This is a genomic window from Antricoccus suffuscus (genome assembly GCF_003003235.1).
Lineage (GTDB): Bacteria > Actinomycetota > Actinomycetes > Mycobacteriales > Antricoccaceae > Antricoccus > Antricoccus suffuscus.
This window is the reverse complement of sequence record NZ_PVUE01000002.1, coordinates 160405-175899: the sequence shown is the minus strand read 5'-3', so window position 1 is coordinate 175899 and position 15495 is coordinate 160405. Positions and strand designations below refer to the sequence as shown.

General features: G+C 64.1%; 14 protein-coding genes. 3 read left to right on the top strand and 11 right to left on the bottom strand.

Annotation, left to right across the window (positions count from 1 at the left end):
- Window position 1: 1 nt before the first annotated feature.
- The 6 genes from cimA to ilvD form a co-directional block, all read right to left on the bottom strand.
- A complete protein-coding gene (gene cimA, locus CLV47_RS03615; protein ID WP_106347635.1) occupies window positions 2-1618 on the bottom strand; it encodes a citramalate synthase in 1617 nt (538 codons plus the stop codon).
- A 25-nt stretch (window positions 1619-1643) separates the two neighbouring features.
- Window positions 1644-2669, bottom strand: a complete 1026-nt coding sequence (locus tag CLV47_RS03610; protein WP_106347634.1) for a 3-isopropylmalate dehydrogenase — start codon at window positions 2667-2669, stop codon at window positions 1644-1646.
- A gap of 60 nt (window positions 2670-2729) precedes the next feature.
- Complete coding sequence (ilvC, locus tag CLV47_RS03605) at window positions 2730-3776, bottom strand: ketol-acid reductoisomerase (RefSeq protein ID WP_474862664.1); 1047 nt, start codon at window positions 3774-3776, stop codon at window positions 2730-2732.
- A gap of 83 nt (window positions 3777-3859) precedes the next feature.
- Window positions 3860-4384: an acetolactate synthase small subunit gene (ilvN, locus tag CLV47_RS03600; protein WP_106347632.1), complete on the bottom strand. Its 525-nt coding sequence runs from the start codon at window positions 4382-4384 to the stop codon at window positions 3860-3862.
- Window positions 4385-4406: 22 nt separating this feature from the next.
- Complete coding sequence (locus CLV47_RS03595) at window positions 4407-6245, bottom strand: acetolactate synthase large subunit (protein ID WP_106347631.1); 1839 nt, start codon at window positions 6243-6245, stop codon at window positions 4407-4409.
- Window positions 6246-6564: 319 nt separating this feature from the next.
- Window positions 6565-8304, bottom strand: a complete 1740-nt coding sequence (gene ilvD, locus CLV47_RS03590; RefSeq protein WP_106347630.1) for a dihydroxy-acid dehydratase — start codon at window positions 8302-8304, stop codon at window positions 6565-6567.
- 210 nt (window positions 8305-8514) lie between these two features.
- Here ilvD and CLV47_RS03585 point away from each other — a divergent pair, with 210 nt between their 5' ends.
- From CLV47_RS03585 to CLV47_RS03575, 3 genes are all read left to right on the top strand, one after another.
- Entirely contained in the window at window positions 8515-8949 is a 435-nt protein-coding gene (locus CLV47_RS03585) for a hypothetical protein (protein WP_106347629.1), read from the top strand.
- Window positions 8950-9051: 102 nt separating this feature from the next.
- Window positions 9052-9648 carry a TetR/AcrR family transcriptional regulator gene (locus tag CLV47_RS03580; RefSeq protein ID WP_238145240.1) on the top strand — a complete coding sequence of 199 codons (597 nt, stop codon included), beginning with the start codon at window positions 9052-9054 and terminating at the stop codon, window positions 9646-9648.
- A gap of 87 nt (window positions 9649-9735) precedes the next feature.
- Entirely contained in the window at window positions 9736-11046 is a 1311-nt protein-coding gene (locus CLV47_RS03575) for a D-arabinono-1,4-lactone oxidase (protein ID WP_106347627.1), read from the top strand.
- On the opposite strand, the gene CLV47_RS03570 is transcribed toward CLV47_RS03575, so the two are convergent.
- Genes CLV47_RS03570 through CLV47_RS03550 form a run of 5 tightly spaced genes read right to left on the bottom strand, consistent with a single transcriptional unit; the run spans window position 11036 to window position 15158 of the window.
- Window positions 11036-11617 (bottom strand): hypothetical protein, encoded by a 582-nt coding sequence (locus CLV47_RS03570; RefSeq protein ID WP_106347626.1) that lies wholly within the window; start codon window positions 11615-11617, stop codon window positions 11036-11038. The two genes, CLV47_RS03575 and CLV47_RS03570, sit on opposite strands and share 11 nt — an antisense overlap.
- Complete coding sequence (locus CLV47_RS03565; RefSeq protein WP_106347625.1) at window positions 11614-12918, bottom strand: DUF58 domain-containing protein; 1305 nt, start codon at window positions 12916-12918, stop codon at window positions 11614-11616. Before CLV47_RS03565 ends, CLV47_RS03570 begins: the two co-directional genes overlap by 4 nt.
- Window positions 12919-12922: 4 nt before the next feature.
- Window positions 12923-13912, bottom strand: a complete 990-nt coding sequence (locus CLV47_RS03560) for an AAA family ATPase (RefSeq protein ID WP_106347624.1) — start codon at window positions 13910-13912, stop codon at window positions 12923-12925.
- The gene (locus CLV47_RS03555) at window positions 13909-14457 is read right to left on the bottom strand and encodes a hypothetical protein (protein WP_106347623.1); all 549 of its coding nucleotides are present in this window, start codon (window positions 14455-14457) and stop codon (window positions 13909-13911) included. Before CLV47_RS03555 ends, CLV47_RS03560 begins: the two co-directional genes overlap by 4 nt.
- Window positions 14454-15158, bottom strand: a complete 705-nt coding sequence (locus CLV47_RS03550; RefSeq protein WP_106347622.1) for a DUF4129 domain-containing protein — start codon at window positions 15156-15158, stop codon at window positions 14454-14456. The genes CLV47_RS03555 and CLV47_RS03550 overlap by 4 nt, the downstream gene beginning before the upstream one ends.
- Window positions 15159-15495 lie beyond the last annotated feature (337 nt).

Sequence of the window (15495 nt, the reverse complement as noted above, 5' to 3'; positions counted from 1 at the left end):
GCTAGCCGGTTGCACCTTGAAGCGCATAGACCAGTGCGTCCACTAGCGCCTTCCAGGATGCTTCGACAACGTTGGGGTGTACGCCGACGGTCGTCCAGTCGCGCTCACCGTTGGTCGTTCCGATCAGGACTCTCGTCGTGGCATCGGTGCCGTGCCGACCTTCGAGTATGCGCACCTTGTAGTCCGACAGCTCGACCGACGCCAGCTGCGGGTACTGCCCGATGACCGCGTCCCGGAGCGCCTGGTCCAGCGCGTTGACCGGACCGTTGCCTTCTGCCGTAGCGATAACTCGTCGGTCACCAAGACGTATCTTGACCGTCGCCTCACTGACTACTTCACCGTCACCTCGGTGCTCGACAATGACCCGATACGACTCGAGGTCGAAGACAGTCGGCCGGTCCGGCTCGAGTTCGGCACGCATCAACAGCTCGAACGACGCGTCGGCGGCCTCATAGGACCACCCCTGCGCTTCGCGCTCCTTGACCGTCGCGACGATCCGACCGATCGCGTCCGGATTGCCGGTAAGGTCGACGCCGAGCTCTTTGCCCTTCAGCTCGACACTGGCCCGGCCGGCCATCTCGGTAACGAGGATGCGCATATCGTTGCCGACCTCGGCGGGGTCCATGTGGTTGTACAACTCGGGGGCGACCTTGATCGCGCTGGCATGTAGACCGGCCTTGTGGGCAAACGAACTCGCTCCCACGTACGGCTGGTGGGTATCGGGCGAGAGGTTGGCGATGTCGGCAAGCGCATGCGATATCCGCTGCATGTCGGCGAGTTTGCCATCGGGCAGCACCGCCATGTCGAGCTTGGCGGCGAGCCCGCCGATCACTGCGAACAGATCGGCGTTGCCGGTCCGTTCGCCGTACCCGTTCGCTGTCATCTGCACGTGCGTGACGCCGGCCGCGACGGCGGTGATCGAGTTGGCGACCGCGCAGCCGGTGTCGTCTTGGCAGTGGATCCCCAGGCGTCCGGGCACCTTGGCCTTCACCGCAGAAACGACCTCGTGAATGCCGAGTGGCAACATCCCGCCGTTGGTGTCGCACATGACGACGACGTCCGCACCGGCCGTGAATGCCGTCTGTAGCACCGCGACGGCGTAGTCCGCGTCGTACTTGTAGCCGTCGAAGAAGTGCTCGCAGTCGACAAACACCCTGCGTCCCAGGGACACCAGGTAGGACACCGTGTCACGGACCATCTCGAGGTTTTCTTCGCGGGTCGTTCGCAAAGCCCGCTCGACGTGCCGCACGTCAGATTTGGCGACCAGACAGATGACCGGCGCTCGCGAGTCAACGAGTGCCCTGACCTGCGGATCCTCTGCGGCCACGGCCCCGGCCTTGCGAGTGGATCCGAACGCCACGAGTTGCGCACTCACGAGGTCAAGCTCGGCCGCGGCACGCTCGAAGAACTCCGTGTCCTTCGGTAGCGCACCGGGCCAACCGCCCTCGATGAAGCCGACGCCCAGCTCGTCCAGAAGCCGCGCCACGGCGAGCTTGTCCGCGACGGAATACGTAATGCCCTCACGCTGCGCCCCGTCACGAAGCGTCGTGTCGTAAATGTGGAAGGAATCTCCCAAGGGCGACTCGACGCGTTGACCGGCTACGGCGCTCTGGCTCATATTGTTGTGCTCCAGTTGGGTAGGTCTAGCTGTTGGCGACGAGCTTCGCGATCCGGTCGCCGATTGCCGACGTCGAACCGGGATTCGCGCGATCGCGCGAGGCGAGGTCCGCGGTCACGGCATCCTCAATCCGGGCGGCGAGTACGTCGTCGCCCAGGTGGGTCAGCAGCATGCCGGCGGACAAGATCGCCGCGGTCGGGTCCGCGATGCCCTTGCCCGCGATGTCGGGCGCCGAGCCGTGGACGGGCTCGAACATCGACGGGTTGTTGCGCGATGCGTCGATGTTCCCGGACGCTGCCAGGCCGATTCCCCCGCTGACTGCCGCGGCTAGGTCAGTGATGATGTCACCGAAGAGGTTGTCGGTGACGATCACGTCGAAACGCTCCGGGTCCTGCACCATGTAAATCGTGCAGGCATCGACATGGCTGTACGCCGTTGTCACGTCGGGGTAGCCCTTCGCGACGTCGTCGAACGTGCGCTGCCAGAGGCCGCCGGCGTGCACCATCACGTTTGTCTTATGGACCAACGTAATGTGCTTGCGCGGGCGTCTCTGCGCGGTCTGGAATGCGGCCTCGATCACCCGTCGTGCACCGAATGCCGTGTTGATCGATACCTCGGTCGCAATCTCGTTGGGGGTACCGGTGCGGATCGTTCCGCCGTTGCCGACGTACGGCCCCTCGGTCCCCTCACGGAACACGATGAAGTCGATGTTGCGGTCACCGGCAAGCACCGACTCGGTGTTGGGATAGAGCTTCGCGGGACGCAGGTTGACGTAGTGCTCAAAAGCAAACCGCAATTTGAGCAACATGCCACGCTCGAGAATCCCCGGTGGCACGCTCGGGTCGCCGATTGCGCCGAGCAGTATCGCGTCGTGCCCGCGAAGCTCCTCCAACACCGTGTCTGGCAGCAATTCACCGGTCCGGTGCCAGTACGCCGCACCAAGGTCGTACGACGTCTGGTCGCTCTTGACGCCGGCCGCGTCGAGCACCTTGAGTGCCTCGGCGGTGACCTCGATACCGATACCGTCGCCGGGAATTACTGCCAGTTTCATCTTTCGTGTTCCTTCGCTGTGCTTACTGTGAACTTAAATGGCGGGACTTGTACGGCGGACTTAGCGCTGCGCCGTGCCGGCGTAGTCGTCCTCCGCGTTGACCCAGCTCATGAGCTTGCGCAGCTCGGCACCGGTGGCCTCGATGGGGTGCTTCTCCTGCTGCGCGCGCTGCGCCTTGAAGTCCGGAGCGCCTGCGTCCTGGTCAGCGATGAAGCCCGCTGCCCACGAACCGTCCTTGATGGCGGCAAGCACGGACTTCATGTTGTCCTTCACGTGCTCGTCGATGACCTTCGGGCCGGAGGTGTAGTCGCCGTACTCAGCGGTGTCAGAGATCGACCAGCGCTGCTTGGCGATGCCGCCTTCGTTCATGAGGTCAACGATGAGCTTGAGCTCGTGCAAGCACTCGAAGTAGGCGATCTCCGGCTGGTAGCCGGCCTCGGTGAGCACCTCGAAGCCCTGCTGCACGAGGCGGGACATGCCGCCACAAAGGACGGCCTGCTCACCGAACAGGTCCGTCTCGGTCTCCTCGGTGAAGGTGGTCTCGATGACGCCTGCGCGGGTGCCGCCGATGGCCTTGGCGTAGGCCAACGCAAGCTGCAGCGTGCCGCCGGCCGGATCCTGCTCAACCGCGACCAGGCACGGAACACCCTTGCCATCCGCGAACTCGCGGCGTACCAGGTGGCCCGGACCCTTCGGGGCGACCATTGCAACGGCGACGTTGGCCGGTGGCTTGATATAGCCGAAGCGGATGTTGAAGCCGTGCCCGAAGAAGATCGCGTCGCCTTCTTCCAGGTTGGGCTCGATCGACTCTGCGTAAACGTGGCGCTGCACGTGATCGGGAGTGAGGATCATGATCAGATCCGCTTCCTTGGCCGCCTCGGCCGGCGTGACGACCCGAAGGCCCTCATCTTCGGCCTTCTTGCGGCTCTTCGAATCTTCCTTGAGGCCGACGCGCACATCGACGCCCGAGTCACGCAGGCACAGTGCGTGCGCCTGACCCTGGCTGCCATAGCCGATGACAGCGACCTTGCGGCCCTGCACCAACGTCAGATCGGCATCGTCGTCGTAGAACATTTTTGCTGCCATATCGGCGGTTTTCCTTTCGATTCGGCCTTCCAGGCCATGCGAGGTTCACACGGTCTGGCCGGCCAGATTTCTCTTTGTACGTCGGATGGACTTCTGTGGTTGCGCTACGCAGTGCGCTCGGCGTTGCGCTGCGACGAGGTGGTGATCGACCGGGGCCCGCGCCCGATCGCCACGACGCCGGATTGCACCAGCTCTTTGACCCCGAATGGCTCGAGGGCAGCGATCAGGGCTTGCAACTTCGGCTGCGTACCGGTTGCCTCGATTGTCACCGAGTCGGTGTTGACGTCGACTACCTTCGCGCGGAACAGCTGTGCGGTCTCGAGCACCGGCCCGCGATGATGCGCGTCGACGCGGACCTTGACCAAAATCAATTCACGCTGGACCGACGTCTCGGGGCCGAGCTCGACAATCTTGAGCACGTGGATCAGCTTGTTGAGCTGCTTGGTGACCTGCTCGAGCAGTGAGTCGGCAACCTCGACCACGATCGTGATGCGCGAGATCGTCGGCTGCTCGGTCTCCCCGACCGCGAGGGACTTGATATTGAATCCGCGGCGACTGAACAACCCGGCGACTCGCGCGAGGACGCCTGGCTTGTTTTCGACCAAGACGGAAAGTGTGTGTCCACTCATCTCGCTGTTCCTTGCTCCTGTCTCAGACATCGTCTTCGTCAAACTTGGGTCGGAGGTCCTGCGCGGCAAGGATTTCGTCGTTGCTCATGCCAGCTGCAACCATTGGCCACACCTGTGCGTCCGCGCCGACGGTGAAGTCGACTACCACTGGCCGGTCTTTGATCTCCATGGCCTGCTTGATGATGCCATCGACATCGTCCTTGGACTCACAACGCAACCCCACACAGCCGAGCGCCTCGGCAAGTCCGACGAAATCGGGGATGCGGTGCTTGTGCGTGCCGAGGTCGGTCTGCGAGTAACGGCCGTCGTAGAAGAGAGTCTGCCACTGACGGACCATGCCGAGATTGCCGTTGTTGATGACGGCGACCTTGATCGGGATGCCTTCAATTGCGCAGGTCGCGAGCTCCTGGTTCGTCATCTGGAAGCAGCCGTCGCCGTCGATCGCCCAGACTGTGCGGTCCGGCTGGCCGACCTTCGCGCCCATCGCAGCAGGTACGGCGTATCCCATCGTTCCGGCGCCGCCGGAGTTAAGCCAGGTGCGTGGCTTGTCGTAGGTGACGAACTGCGCCGCCCACATTTGATGCTGTCCGACCCCTGATACCCAGATCGTGTCGTCGTCGGAGATTGCGTTAAGGCGCTCGATCACGTACTGCGGCGACAGGGTGCCATCAGAGGGCCAGTCGTAACCGAGTGGGTAGTTCTTGCGCCAGCGATCGAGCTGAACCCACCAAGCGGTCATGTCGGCCGGCGCAGACTCCTCGCGGAGCGCTTTGAGCGTCGGGATCAGCTCGGTGATCGTCTCCTTGCAGTCCCCCACGATCGGTACGTCGGCGATTCGGTTCTTCGAGATTTCTGCCGGATCGATATCCGCGTGCACGACCTTCGCGTTGGGCGCGAACGAGTCGAGGTTTCCGGTCACCCGGTCGTCGAACCTCGTGCCCAGCGCGATGAGTAGGTCGGCCTTCTGCAATGCCGTCACCGCAGGCACCGAACCGTGCATGCCGGGCATGCCCAAGTGCTGTTTGTGACTGTCCGGGAAGGCACCGCGGGCCATCAACGTGGTCACGACCGGAATTCCCGTGAGTTCGGCCAGCTCGAGCAGTTCGGCCGATGCCTCGGCCTTGATGACGCCGCCACCGATGTAGAAGACCGGCCGGGACGCTGCGTTGATCAGCTTGGCTGCCTCGCGGATCTGCTTGAGATGCGGTCGAGTGACCGGCCGGTAGCCGGGCAGCGCCAGTTGCGGTGGCCAGTTGAATGTCGTCTCGGCAACGAGGACGTCTTTGGGAATGTCGATCAGCACGGGTCCGGGACGGCCGGTGCTGGCGATGTAGAACGCCTCGGCCACCGCGCGCGGGATGTCCTCCGGCTTAGTGACAAGCACGTTGTGCTTAGTGATCGGGATCGTGATGCCGCAGATATCAGCTTCCTGAAACCCGTCCGTACCCAGCAGAGCTTGAGAGACCTGGCCGGTGATCGCGACGATCGGCACCGAGTCCATATGCGCATCGGCAATAGCAGTGACCAGGTTGGTCGCCCCCGGCCCGGAGGTCGCGATACACACGCCCACACGCCCGGTGGCCTGCGCGTATCCCTCTGCGGCGTGACCGGCGCCCTGCTCATGGCGCACCAAGATGTGGCGCAGACTCGAGTCGTACAACGGGTCATAGACCGGAAGGACCGCCCCGCCGGGGAGTCCGAACAGTACGTCCGCGCCGATGCATTCAAGCGACCGCACGAGCGCCTTCGCGCCGGTAGATGGCTCGCTGATCGCGCCGTTAGTCGTGTTCGAGTTGACGGCACTGAGCAATGGATCGGCACCGTTTGGCGCCTTTGGCGTGGCTGTGGATGGGCTAGCCATGAAAATTCCTTCCTCGGATCACGAAGTTGGTTGACGCGTCGTCCTCTTGGGCTTTCGCGGTTTTGCGGATGAATTTGTAGTCGTCGACCAGTCAGGGCATTAAAAAACCCCCTGTGCCGTGGGCACATCGGGGGTTAGCGCGTCAGCAAGAGCCGACGCGCTAGTGAATTACTACGAGATTCTGACGAGGTGTCACAAGAGCAGATTGCACCCTCACGCGCCGATGGTCAAATGCTGTCCACATTCTGGGACGAACAATCCGAAAAATGGGAAGCTGGAAGTTGCCAAGTGCCGGACTTCGGGTAGGAACAGATGCCAGCTAGCCGCAGACGGCGCCTTCGGTCGCGCTCCCGACCAGTTTCGCGTATTTCGCGAGCACTCCGCGGGTGTATTTCGGCGCCGGCGGAGTCCAATTGGCCTTACGCCTGGCCAGTTCAGCCTCGTCAACCACCAGATCCAGCGTGCCCGCCGCAATGTCCAGCCGGATCGTGTCGCCCTCTTCAACGAGCGCGATCGGACCACAGTCGAGCGCTTCGGGAGCGACATGACCGATGCACAGCCCCGTCGTACCGCCAGAAAACCGGCCATCCGTGAGCAGGAGCACGTCCCGGCCGATGCCGGCGCCCTTGATCGCGCCGGTGACCGCAAGCATCTCACGCATTCCGGGGCCGCCCTTCGGACCTTCGTTACGAATCACGATGACGTCGCCTTTGGCAAGAGTGTCGTTCTCCACTGCGTCCATCGCCGCACGCTCGCCGTCGAAGACCCGCGCCGGGCCCTCGAAAATGTCGGTATCGAACCCGGCGGTCTTGGCGACGGCGCCGCCCGGCGACAGTGTGCCGCGCAAGATGGTGAGCCCGCCCGTCTTGTGGATCGGCTCACTAATGGCGCGCAGGACCTTCCCATCCGGGTCGGGCGGCGCGATATCAGCAAGGTTCTCGGCCATCGTTTTGCCGGTAACCGTCAGGCAGTCGCCGTGCAGTAGCCCGGCGTCCAACAGCAGCCGCATCACGACCGGGATTCCACCCACATGGTCGATGTCGGTCATGACGTACTGCCCGAAGGGCTTTACGTCGGCGAGGTGTGGCACCTTCGCGCCGACCCGGACAAAGTCATCGATTGTCAGGTCGACATCGGCTTCATACGCGATGGCGAGCAGGTGGAGTACGGCGTTGGTCGAGCCACCGAACGCCATGGTGACGGCGATCGCGTTCTCAAACGCCTCTTTCGTCATGATGTCGCGCGCAGTGATCCCGCGTCGGAGCAGCTCGACTACGGCGGCGCCCGATTTGTGTGCGAACCCATCTCGACGCCGGTCGGTGGCCGGCGGCGCGGCCGATCCCGGAAGGCTCATCCCGAGCGCTTCCGCGGCACTTGCCATCGTGTTGGCGGTGTACATGCCGCCGCAGGCACCCTCGCCGGGACAGATAGCACGCTCGATCGCGTCAACATCCGAACGCGGGATCAGACCCCGGGCGCAGGCACCGACAGCCTCGAACGCGTCGATGATCGTCACCTGTTTCTCGGTACCGTCGTGCAGCTTTGCGATACCCGGCAGGATTGAGCCGGCGTAAAGGAAGACCGACGACAGGTCGAGCCGTGCGGCGGCCATGAGCATGCCCGGCAAGGATTTGTCGCATCCGGCAAGCAGGACTGAGCCGTCCAGTCGCTCAGCCTGCATAACGGTCTCGACGCTGTCCGCGATTACCTCGCGGGATACCAACGAATAGTGCATGCCTTCGTGGCCCATCGAGATACCGTCCGACACCGAGATCGTGCCGAACTCCAGCGGATAGCCGCCGGCGCCATGAACCCCTTCTTTGACGGCCTTGGCCAGCCGGTCGAGGGAAAGGTTGCAGGGCGTGATCTCGTTCCATGAGCTCGCCACGCCGATCTGTGGCTTCAGGAAGTCCTCGTCGCCCATGCCGACTGCACGAAGCATTCCCCTGGCAGCGGCCTTTTCCAGGCCGTCGGTGACGTCGCGGCTGCGCGGCTTGATGTCGGGACCGTCCTCGTGTGCAGAAGTCGCCGCAGCTTCAGGGTTAACGGTGCTGGTCACGATGAATCTCCTCTGTCAGTCTCACAACAAGGCGGTCTCATAACAATTGTTCGTGAGCCTATTCCTCAAAGAGACCCAGGGCTAACCAGGGTGATTCCGCCTGGGCAGCAACGGTCATCCGGTGGACGGTGGCAACGATGCTTGTACTCGGACGGCACTGGTCGCCGGGTGGCCGAAGGCAGGCGGTAACCGTTTGGGACCATTGGACGCGTGACCGCCCCCGACAATCCACGCCCGACGCCCCCACCGCTACCGGCCGGACAGACGATCCGCGTGCGTTACACACGAACCAGTCTGCTGGCCCTCGGTGTCGCCGCCATTTGCGCGTTGCCGGCTGTCGGCACGTTCTGGCCGTGGAGCATGGTGGTCTATCTGATACTCGCGGTCTTCACCTACTGCGTCCTCCGAGTCGGCGCCAACATCACCGCCGATGTTGTCTCGATTCGCGGACCGTTCTATTCGCGACGAATTGCCCGACGGCAGGTCGCTGGGTTGTCCGTATCCAAAGGTGGCGGCGTATTTCTGTTGCGCACCAATGGATCACGGATCCTCATACCAACCGCCCGACCTCGCGACCTGCCTCGGCTACGGGCTTTCCTGTTCAATGAATCGGCGAAAGCTGAGCCCAGTCCCGACCTTCCATAGCGGCGCCGACTTTGACATACTCGGCCTAGGTCTTCGGGCCGACCAAGTCAACTGACCAGGTTGACCTTGCACCTGAGTGAAAGAAGACCAGCCGTGGCGCGCATGCCTCTCGAAGAACGGCGAACCCTGCTTCTCGAGGCAGCGTGGAGAGTGCTATCCACGCAGGGCGTGCATGCCGCGACTACCCGCGCGATCTGCGCGGAGGCGCAGATGCCGCAAAGCGCATTTCACTACTGCTTCCGCAGCCGACAGGAGCTCTTGCGCGAGGTCGTAGTCGGGCTGCTGCCCCAGCAGATGGAGGCATCACTGTCGGTCGTTGATCGCCGCGGGTCGCTACAGACCGTGCTGCGCAAGGCCCTAGTGTCCTACTGGGACCACGTCGAGTCAGAACCGCTGCTGCACAACGTCTTGTACGACATCACGACCACGGCTTTGCGCGACCCGGACCTCGTGGACCTGGCGCACATGCAATACGCCCGGTTTCAAGAGACAGCCAGTGAGGTGCTCAAAGCCGTCGCCGAGATACGCAATGTGAGCTGGACACTGCCGCTGCCAGTTCTCGCTCGGATGCTCGTCAATGTGCTCGATGGCATGACACTCAACTACATTGTCGACCGTGATCGTAAGGCCGCTCGCGCAGTACTCGATTCCTTCGCCCCGATCCTGGCCGGACTCGCGAAAAGCAATAAGGCGAAGTAGTGTGCCCGCCCGAGCGGCAACCTTTCCACGGCGTTTGACCATGTCAGCGCACTGGTCGGCGTACTTCGGCGAAGGGCGACTATTTCTATGACAACGTGGCGTAACTGGGGCCGCAGTGCTTCGTGCGTTCCCGCCGAGGTCGTCGCGCCCGTCGACGAGGCGGACCTGGTCGAGACCATTCAGACGACCGCCAAACATGGACAATCGATCCGACCGGTTGGTGCCGGCCACTCGTTTACCTCGATCGCTGCCACGGATGGCATCCAGCTAAGGCTGGACCACTTTAGCGGCATCGTGACCGCAGACCGCAGAAGTGGGCTGGTCACGCTGTTGGCCGGCACCCGACTTCGCGATCTGCCGCCCCTTCTGGGCGCGCATGGACTGGCGATGGAGAACCTCGGAGATGTCGACCCGCAGACTATCGCCGGCGCCATCTCTACCGGCACACACGGCACCGGGCTGCGCTTCACCGGTATAGCCGGACAAGTCCGAGGACTGCGAATCGCGCTGGCCGACGGACGGGTCGTCGACTGTTCGGCAACCGAACGCTCGGACATCTTCCACGCGGCGCGGTTGGGGCTCGGCGCAATCGGCGTACTCGTGCACGTCACGTTGCAGTGTGTCCCGGCGTTCGCGCTCGCTGCGCAAGAACATCCGGAGAGCCTTGAGGAGGTAATCGACGGGTTCGCCGAACGGGCCGCGCACGCCGACCACGTCGAGTTCTACTGGTTTCCGCACACCGACCGAGCCTTGGTCAAGACCAACACCAGGCTGCCCGGCGATGCACCACTCGCACCGGTGCCGAAATGGAGACGCCTGCTCGACGACGAGATCCTCACGAACGGCGTATTCGCCGTCACGTGCGCAACGGGCCGCGTCGTACCCGCGGTCATTCCGTCGATCAACCGAATAGCCAACCGGCTCGTATCGAGTCGCGCGTACACCGACCACTCCGCCGACGTTTTCGTCTCGCCGCGCCGGGTGCGCTTTCGCGAGATGGAGTATGCGATCGACCTGGACGTGCTGCCGGATACGCTGCGCGCCATCAAATCACTCCTCGACGACCGCGGCTGGCGAATCTCGTTCCCACTCGAGGTTCGATGCGCAGTCGCCGATGATGTCTGGCTGTCTACGGCGTACGGACGTACGTCGGCCTACATTGCCGTGCATCGCTACTATCGTGAGTCGTTCCGCGAGTACTTCGATGCCGTGGAACAGATTCTCGTCGCGGCAGGCGGCCGCCCACACTGGGGCAAGCTGCACACCCGCTCCGCCGCGGACTTCGAGGCGGCGTACCCGAAGTACGGCGAATTTCTCCGGGTACGTGCGGCCCTCGACCCCGGCGGGCTCTTCACTAACGACTATCTGCGCCGAGTGCTAGGGCCAGTCAGTCGCTAGGGACGCCGGAATCGGTACGGCGTCGCGCCGCAACAAGGCAGGCCACCAACACAACTAACGCCAGCACGCACGCCACGATCACCGCATCTCGAGACGGCGCACGCGAAGGGTCGTCGAGTATCAATGCGACTACAAACGTCACGATTACGACCGCTCCGGTGAGGGCCAGCCGTCCACCCCATCGGCGCATCGTGCCGGTGGCCAGCTGGCCGAGCGACGGCACCGATCCGGCCATCGTCAAGGCCCCGTGCCACGCGGCGAAGCCGAGCGCGGCGACGAGTACGGCAAACGACAGCGAGCGCGGTGCCCACAGCAGCCACACGACTAGATAGCCCAGCAAGTAGGCGATCGACACGTAGCGATGCGCCACGATAACGCTCGCGCCGGCGAGCACGACGGCACCAAGCACGATGTACCACGGCAGGTCGCTGGTGGCGACGAACAGCCCTACCAGGGTGAGTACGACGCCGGCTGCCGCTCCGAATAGCAGCCCGGTCTGCTGCCGACTGAGCACAAGGTTGAGGTACGGCGACCTGCGAACGTTTGTAATCTTCTTCGTCAGGCCACTCATCGACGCATCACCCGTGCCGCCGACTGCAGATGCCCGATGACCCGTTCGAGCGTGCCAAGCGTGCCGGGACCTTCCCACGGCAGGATCGGGAGCCCTTCGTGCTCGATTTGACTGATCTCCCGCGCGCGCTCCAGAGCACGGACCCGCCAATGCAGACTCTGCGTCGGGTCCACCCCGGCTCCGAGGCCGACTGAGGGCAACGTGTCGATGACGACGACGTGCGCGCCACGACGCTGATAGGTCGCGGCCTGCGTGAGCGCTCCCGCGCCGGCCATCGGCGACAACATCAGCAGCAGCGTGCCTGGCGGGACGCCCTGCGCACGGTCGTCGGTGCGACCGCGGCGGTTGAGCGTCGTCTCCACCTGAGCGAGCCGCTCTGCGATTCTGCGGTAGTGCGCCTTGCCGGTGCCAATCCGGACGGTGTTGTTAAACGGGCCCTGCCCGACGATCCGTACGCCGACCCGGTCGCCTCGGCGGAGGTAGAACTCGGCGATCGCGCTGGCCGCACGTACGGTCGTGTCGAGACTGCTTGGCGCGCCGTCGATCCCGCCACTGATGCCGAGGTCGGCCGCCGCGTCGAGCACCAGGATGACTTGGCCGTCTTGCTCAGACCAATGGGAGATCACCTGCAGGTCGCGACTGCGCAGCGACGCCGGCCAGTGGATGTCTTTCATCCGGTCACCGGGCCTAAATGCGCGGATTCCTGCAAACTCACTGCCCTGCCCAGGCTTCACCGCGCGGTTGGCTCCGATGAGACCGCTGGCGGCAAGGGCCGGCACACTCGAGAGCGCTACGTCGGTGCGTGGCACCGCCAGCACTCGCGCCCCGAGCTGATGGTGTTGCTGCAACACCGAAGCACCCCACGCATCGGAGGCCATGACGTACGCCGCCGAAATCTCGCGGATTCCCCAACGCGTGGGCGTCATGGTCATCGGCAGGGCGACCTCGCCTATGGACGCACACCCGCCCTGCATGATCCCGGGTGTCGGGTCGCACCGAAACCAGAAGTCGCGGCGTACGCCGATGCTCACGTGCTCCATGCCGGCCACCGATCGAACCGTTATCGGCAGCACAAACGACTCGCCCTCGGTAACCTGCGCCGTCGGTACCGTCACCGTCGTGGTCGGCGCCGCCGTGGGGCGATTCAACGCCGCGGCCAGCGCGAAAACCAAGAAGGGTACGGCGATGACCAGCAACTCCGGGCGACCGAAAAGTACTGCTGCGAGGGCGAAAACGGCCCCGCCCACGATCGACCTATAGAAGCTGACGGTGCTTCGCCACACGCCGGCCCGCTCGTCCATCGTGTTACGCCGTCGGCGAATCGGCGGCCCGCGCGCCGACGGCCGCCGGCGTGGGCACCGACCCCAGTACGGAGGAGACGACCGTCGACCCGGTGACGTCGCGCATCCAGTTCTCCGGTTTGACAAGGATCCGGTGCGCCAGCACCGGGACCGCGACCGCCTTGACATCTTCGGGAGTCACGTAGTCGCGGCCATCAATCACTGCATACGCCCGAGCAACCTGCATCAGCGCCAGCGAGCCGCGCGGCGACGCACCGACCGCGACATCGGCGTGCGAGCGCGTGGCCTCGGTCAATGCCACGCAGTAGTGCAGCACGCTCGGATCGATCTCGATGGTCTCGATCGCTTGTTGTAGAGCCAAAAGCCCGGCAGCGTCGATGACTTGATGCAGCTCGATTGACTCCTGCTGGCGGCTCATCCGCCGTTGCAGGACCTCGAACTCCTCATCGTGATCGGGGTAGCCGAACTGGATCCGCAACAGAAACCGGTCCAGCTGCGCTTCGGGTAGTGGATAGGTGCCTTCGTACTCGACCGGGTTGGCCGTCGCGAGGACGTGGAAGGGCCGCGGCAGCACAAAGGTGTTGCCCTCGACCGTGATCTGCGCTTCCTGCATCGCCTCGAGCAGCGCCGCCTGCGTCTTGGGCGGCGTCCGGTTGATCTCGTCGGCCAGCAGGAATCCGGCGAATAGCGGCCCCCGCCGAAACTCGAAGTCCGCGATCTGCTGGTTGTAGATGAACGAGCCGGTCAGGTCGGCCGGCAGCAGGTCGGGAGTGAACTGGGCACGTTTGAACTCCAGTCCGAGACACTGCGCGAACGACCGTGCGGCCAGCGTCTTGCCCAGTCCTGGGAAGTCTTCAAGAAGCACATGTCCGCCCGCGAGCACGCCGCACAGTATGAGCGCGAGCGCGGGCCGTTTGCCGACAACAGCGCGCTCGACCTCGTCGAGGATGCTCTTCGCCTGGTCGCTGAGCTCGGCGAGCTGGTCCTGGTTCATTCGGTGCCCTGTCCTTGGTTGGGTGCGGTGTGTTCGGAGGACTGCAAGTAGGTTCTTTCGGTGCCGGTGCGCTCGATCTCGGTGACCAGTCGCTCGACGTAAGACGTCTTTACCAGGCGGCGTACCGGGTCCTCGTCAAACCGAAACTCGTGGACTCGGGGCGGCATCGCCGCACGCGCCCGCTCGGGGTTGGTCGCCGGGTCGAATCCGTACGCCGAGCGCACCTTGTCATCGATGATTGTCTTGAGCGTTGCTGACAGTCGTCGACGGGAGGACTCGTCGGGCGCGATGTACGGCGCGACGCCAGGCGTATCCAGGGATCGGTCGGAGGTACGTCGCCGCATTGCCAGGTCATCCCACCGCGGCTCGTCCGGGGGGCGCATCGTGGCCAGCAGGATTCCGATGCCCAGCAGGACGACCGCGGCGGCGGCGAACAACACCGGCTCGGGGGTGATCTGGAAACCGTTCCCAATCGTGTAGCCGAGGGCGCCGACGATCCCGGCGGAGACGATCCCGGCCACCCACCGGAACGCCGCGCGTTTCATCTGCGTCCCCCGTCCGCCGGCACCGGCACGCCGCGCCGGCGCAGTTCGGACAGTTCGGCGTGCAGCCGCTCGATCGCGCTGAGCGCCAACAACCGTGATGCTTCAGGGATGTCGTGCGCCGAGAAACGCGCCTCCCGGTAGGCGGCCGCGAGGCGCTCTATCGAGGTCCGCTCTACGGGGTACGTCGATAGGACCCGCTGCACCAACTCCGTAGAGGTTTCCGCCTTATCAGGCTTCAAGCCGACTCGTTGCATGGTCGACTCGAGGCTTAGCCAGCATCCGATGATCGCCTCGCGCGGCGAGCCAAGTCGCAGCGCCGCTAGGTGTGCGCTCGCGTCCTCGGCGACCGCATCAAGCAGTCGATCGTCGTGGTCCTCGACCCGCATTCGGACCGCGCGCCGCCGTCCTCCGACCATCTTGCGCAGATTCAGCAGCAAAGCCAGAAGCCCGACGATGACGAACCCGCCGAGCAGTACGAGCCCGGTCCAGAAGCCGGTCATGCTCTGATCCGTGGCGTTCGGCTGGACGGACCCGGCCGGCGGTCCGGCCATGCTCGACTGTGCGGCGGCCGCAGTCGTATGCGCGGGCGCGTGGACCAGGTCGATTTGTCCGCCGGTAGAGACCATCACCAGTACGACGAGTACCGCCGCGGCCAGGCCGATGGCGACGGCCCGCACCACTGAGGTGGAGTTTCTCGGCATGCTTGTACCTGACCGCTGGGGATGTTGTGTCTGGTGAGCCTATTGCATCGATTGAGGCAGCGTCGCGGCCGTCCACAGTCGCGAAATCGTCGCGCCAGACATCTGCGCTGTTGTATCGGCTAGAAAATCCGGACCCAACGGATCCGGAACGGGTGTTTGAGAAGTCATACCCGATAGCACGATCTCACTTGCGCTGGATCCCGTCGGCGCTAACCGACCCGGCATATGGTGGACCACAACCAAAATGCAGAGCTTGATGCGGACTCGGCACGATCAGAACCGAAGGGCACGAAGACATTTGATGCGGCGTACGACGCACTCACGGCGCCCGGTTGCC

Excerpts from the sequence above, each read along its gene's own strand:
- cimA (WP_106347635.1), bottom strand. The coding sequence starts at position 1,618 with ATGAGCCAGAGCGCCGTAGCCGGTCAACGCGTCGAGTCGCCCTTGGGA.
- CLV47_RS03610 (WP_106347634.1), bottom strand. The coding sequence starts at position 2,669 with ATGAAACTGGCAGTAATTCCCGGCGACGGTATCGGTATCGAGGTCACC.
- ilvN (WP_106347632.1), bottom strand. The coding sequence starts at position 4,384 with ATGAGTGGACACACACTTTCCGTCTTGGTCGAAAACAAGCCAGGCGTC.
- CLV47_RS03595 (WP_106347631.1), bottom strand. The coding sequence starts at position 6,245 with ATGGCTAGCCCATCCACAGCCACGCCAAAGGCGCCAAACGGTGCCGAT.
- CLV47_RS03580 (WP_238145240.1), top strand. The coding sequence starts at position 9,052 with ATGCCTCTCGAAGAACGGCGAACCCTGCTTCTCGAGGCAGCGTGGAGA.
- CLV47_RS03575 (WP_106347627.1), top strand. The coding sequence starts at position 9,736 with ATGACAACGTGGCGTAACTGGGGCCGCAGTGCTTCGTGCGTTCCCGCC.
- CLV47_RS03570 (WP_106347626.1), bottom strand. The coding sequence starts at position 11,617 with ATGAGTGGCCTGACGAAGAAGATTACAAACGTTCGCAGGTCGCCGTAC.
- CLV47_RS03565 (WP_106347625.1), bottom strand. The coding sequence starts at position 12,918 with ATGGACGAGCGGGCCGGCGTGTGGCGAAGCACCGTCAGCTTCTATAGG.
- CLV47_RS03560 (WP_106347624.1), bottom strand. The coding sequence starts at position 13,912 with ATGAACCAGGACCAGCTCGCCGAGCTCAGCGACCAGGCGAAGAGCATC.
- CLV47_RS03555 (WP_106347623.1), bottom strand. The coding sequence starts at position 14,457 with ATGAAACGCGCGGCGTTCCGGTGGGTGGCCGGGATCGTCTCCGCCGGG.
- CLV47_RS03550 (WP_106347622.1), bottom strand. The coding sequence starts at position 15,158 with ATGCCGAGAAACTCCACCTCAGTGGTGCGGGCCGTCGCCATCGGCCTG.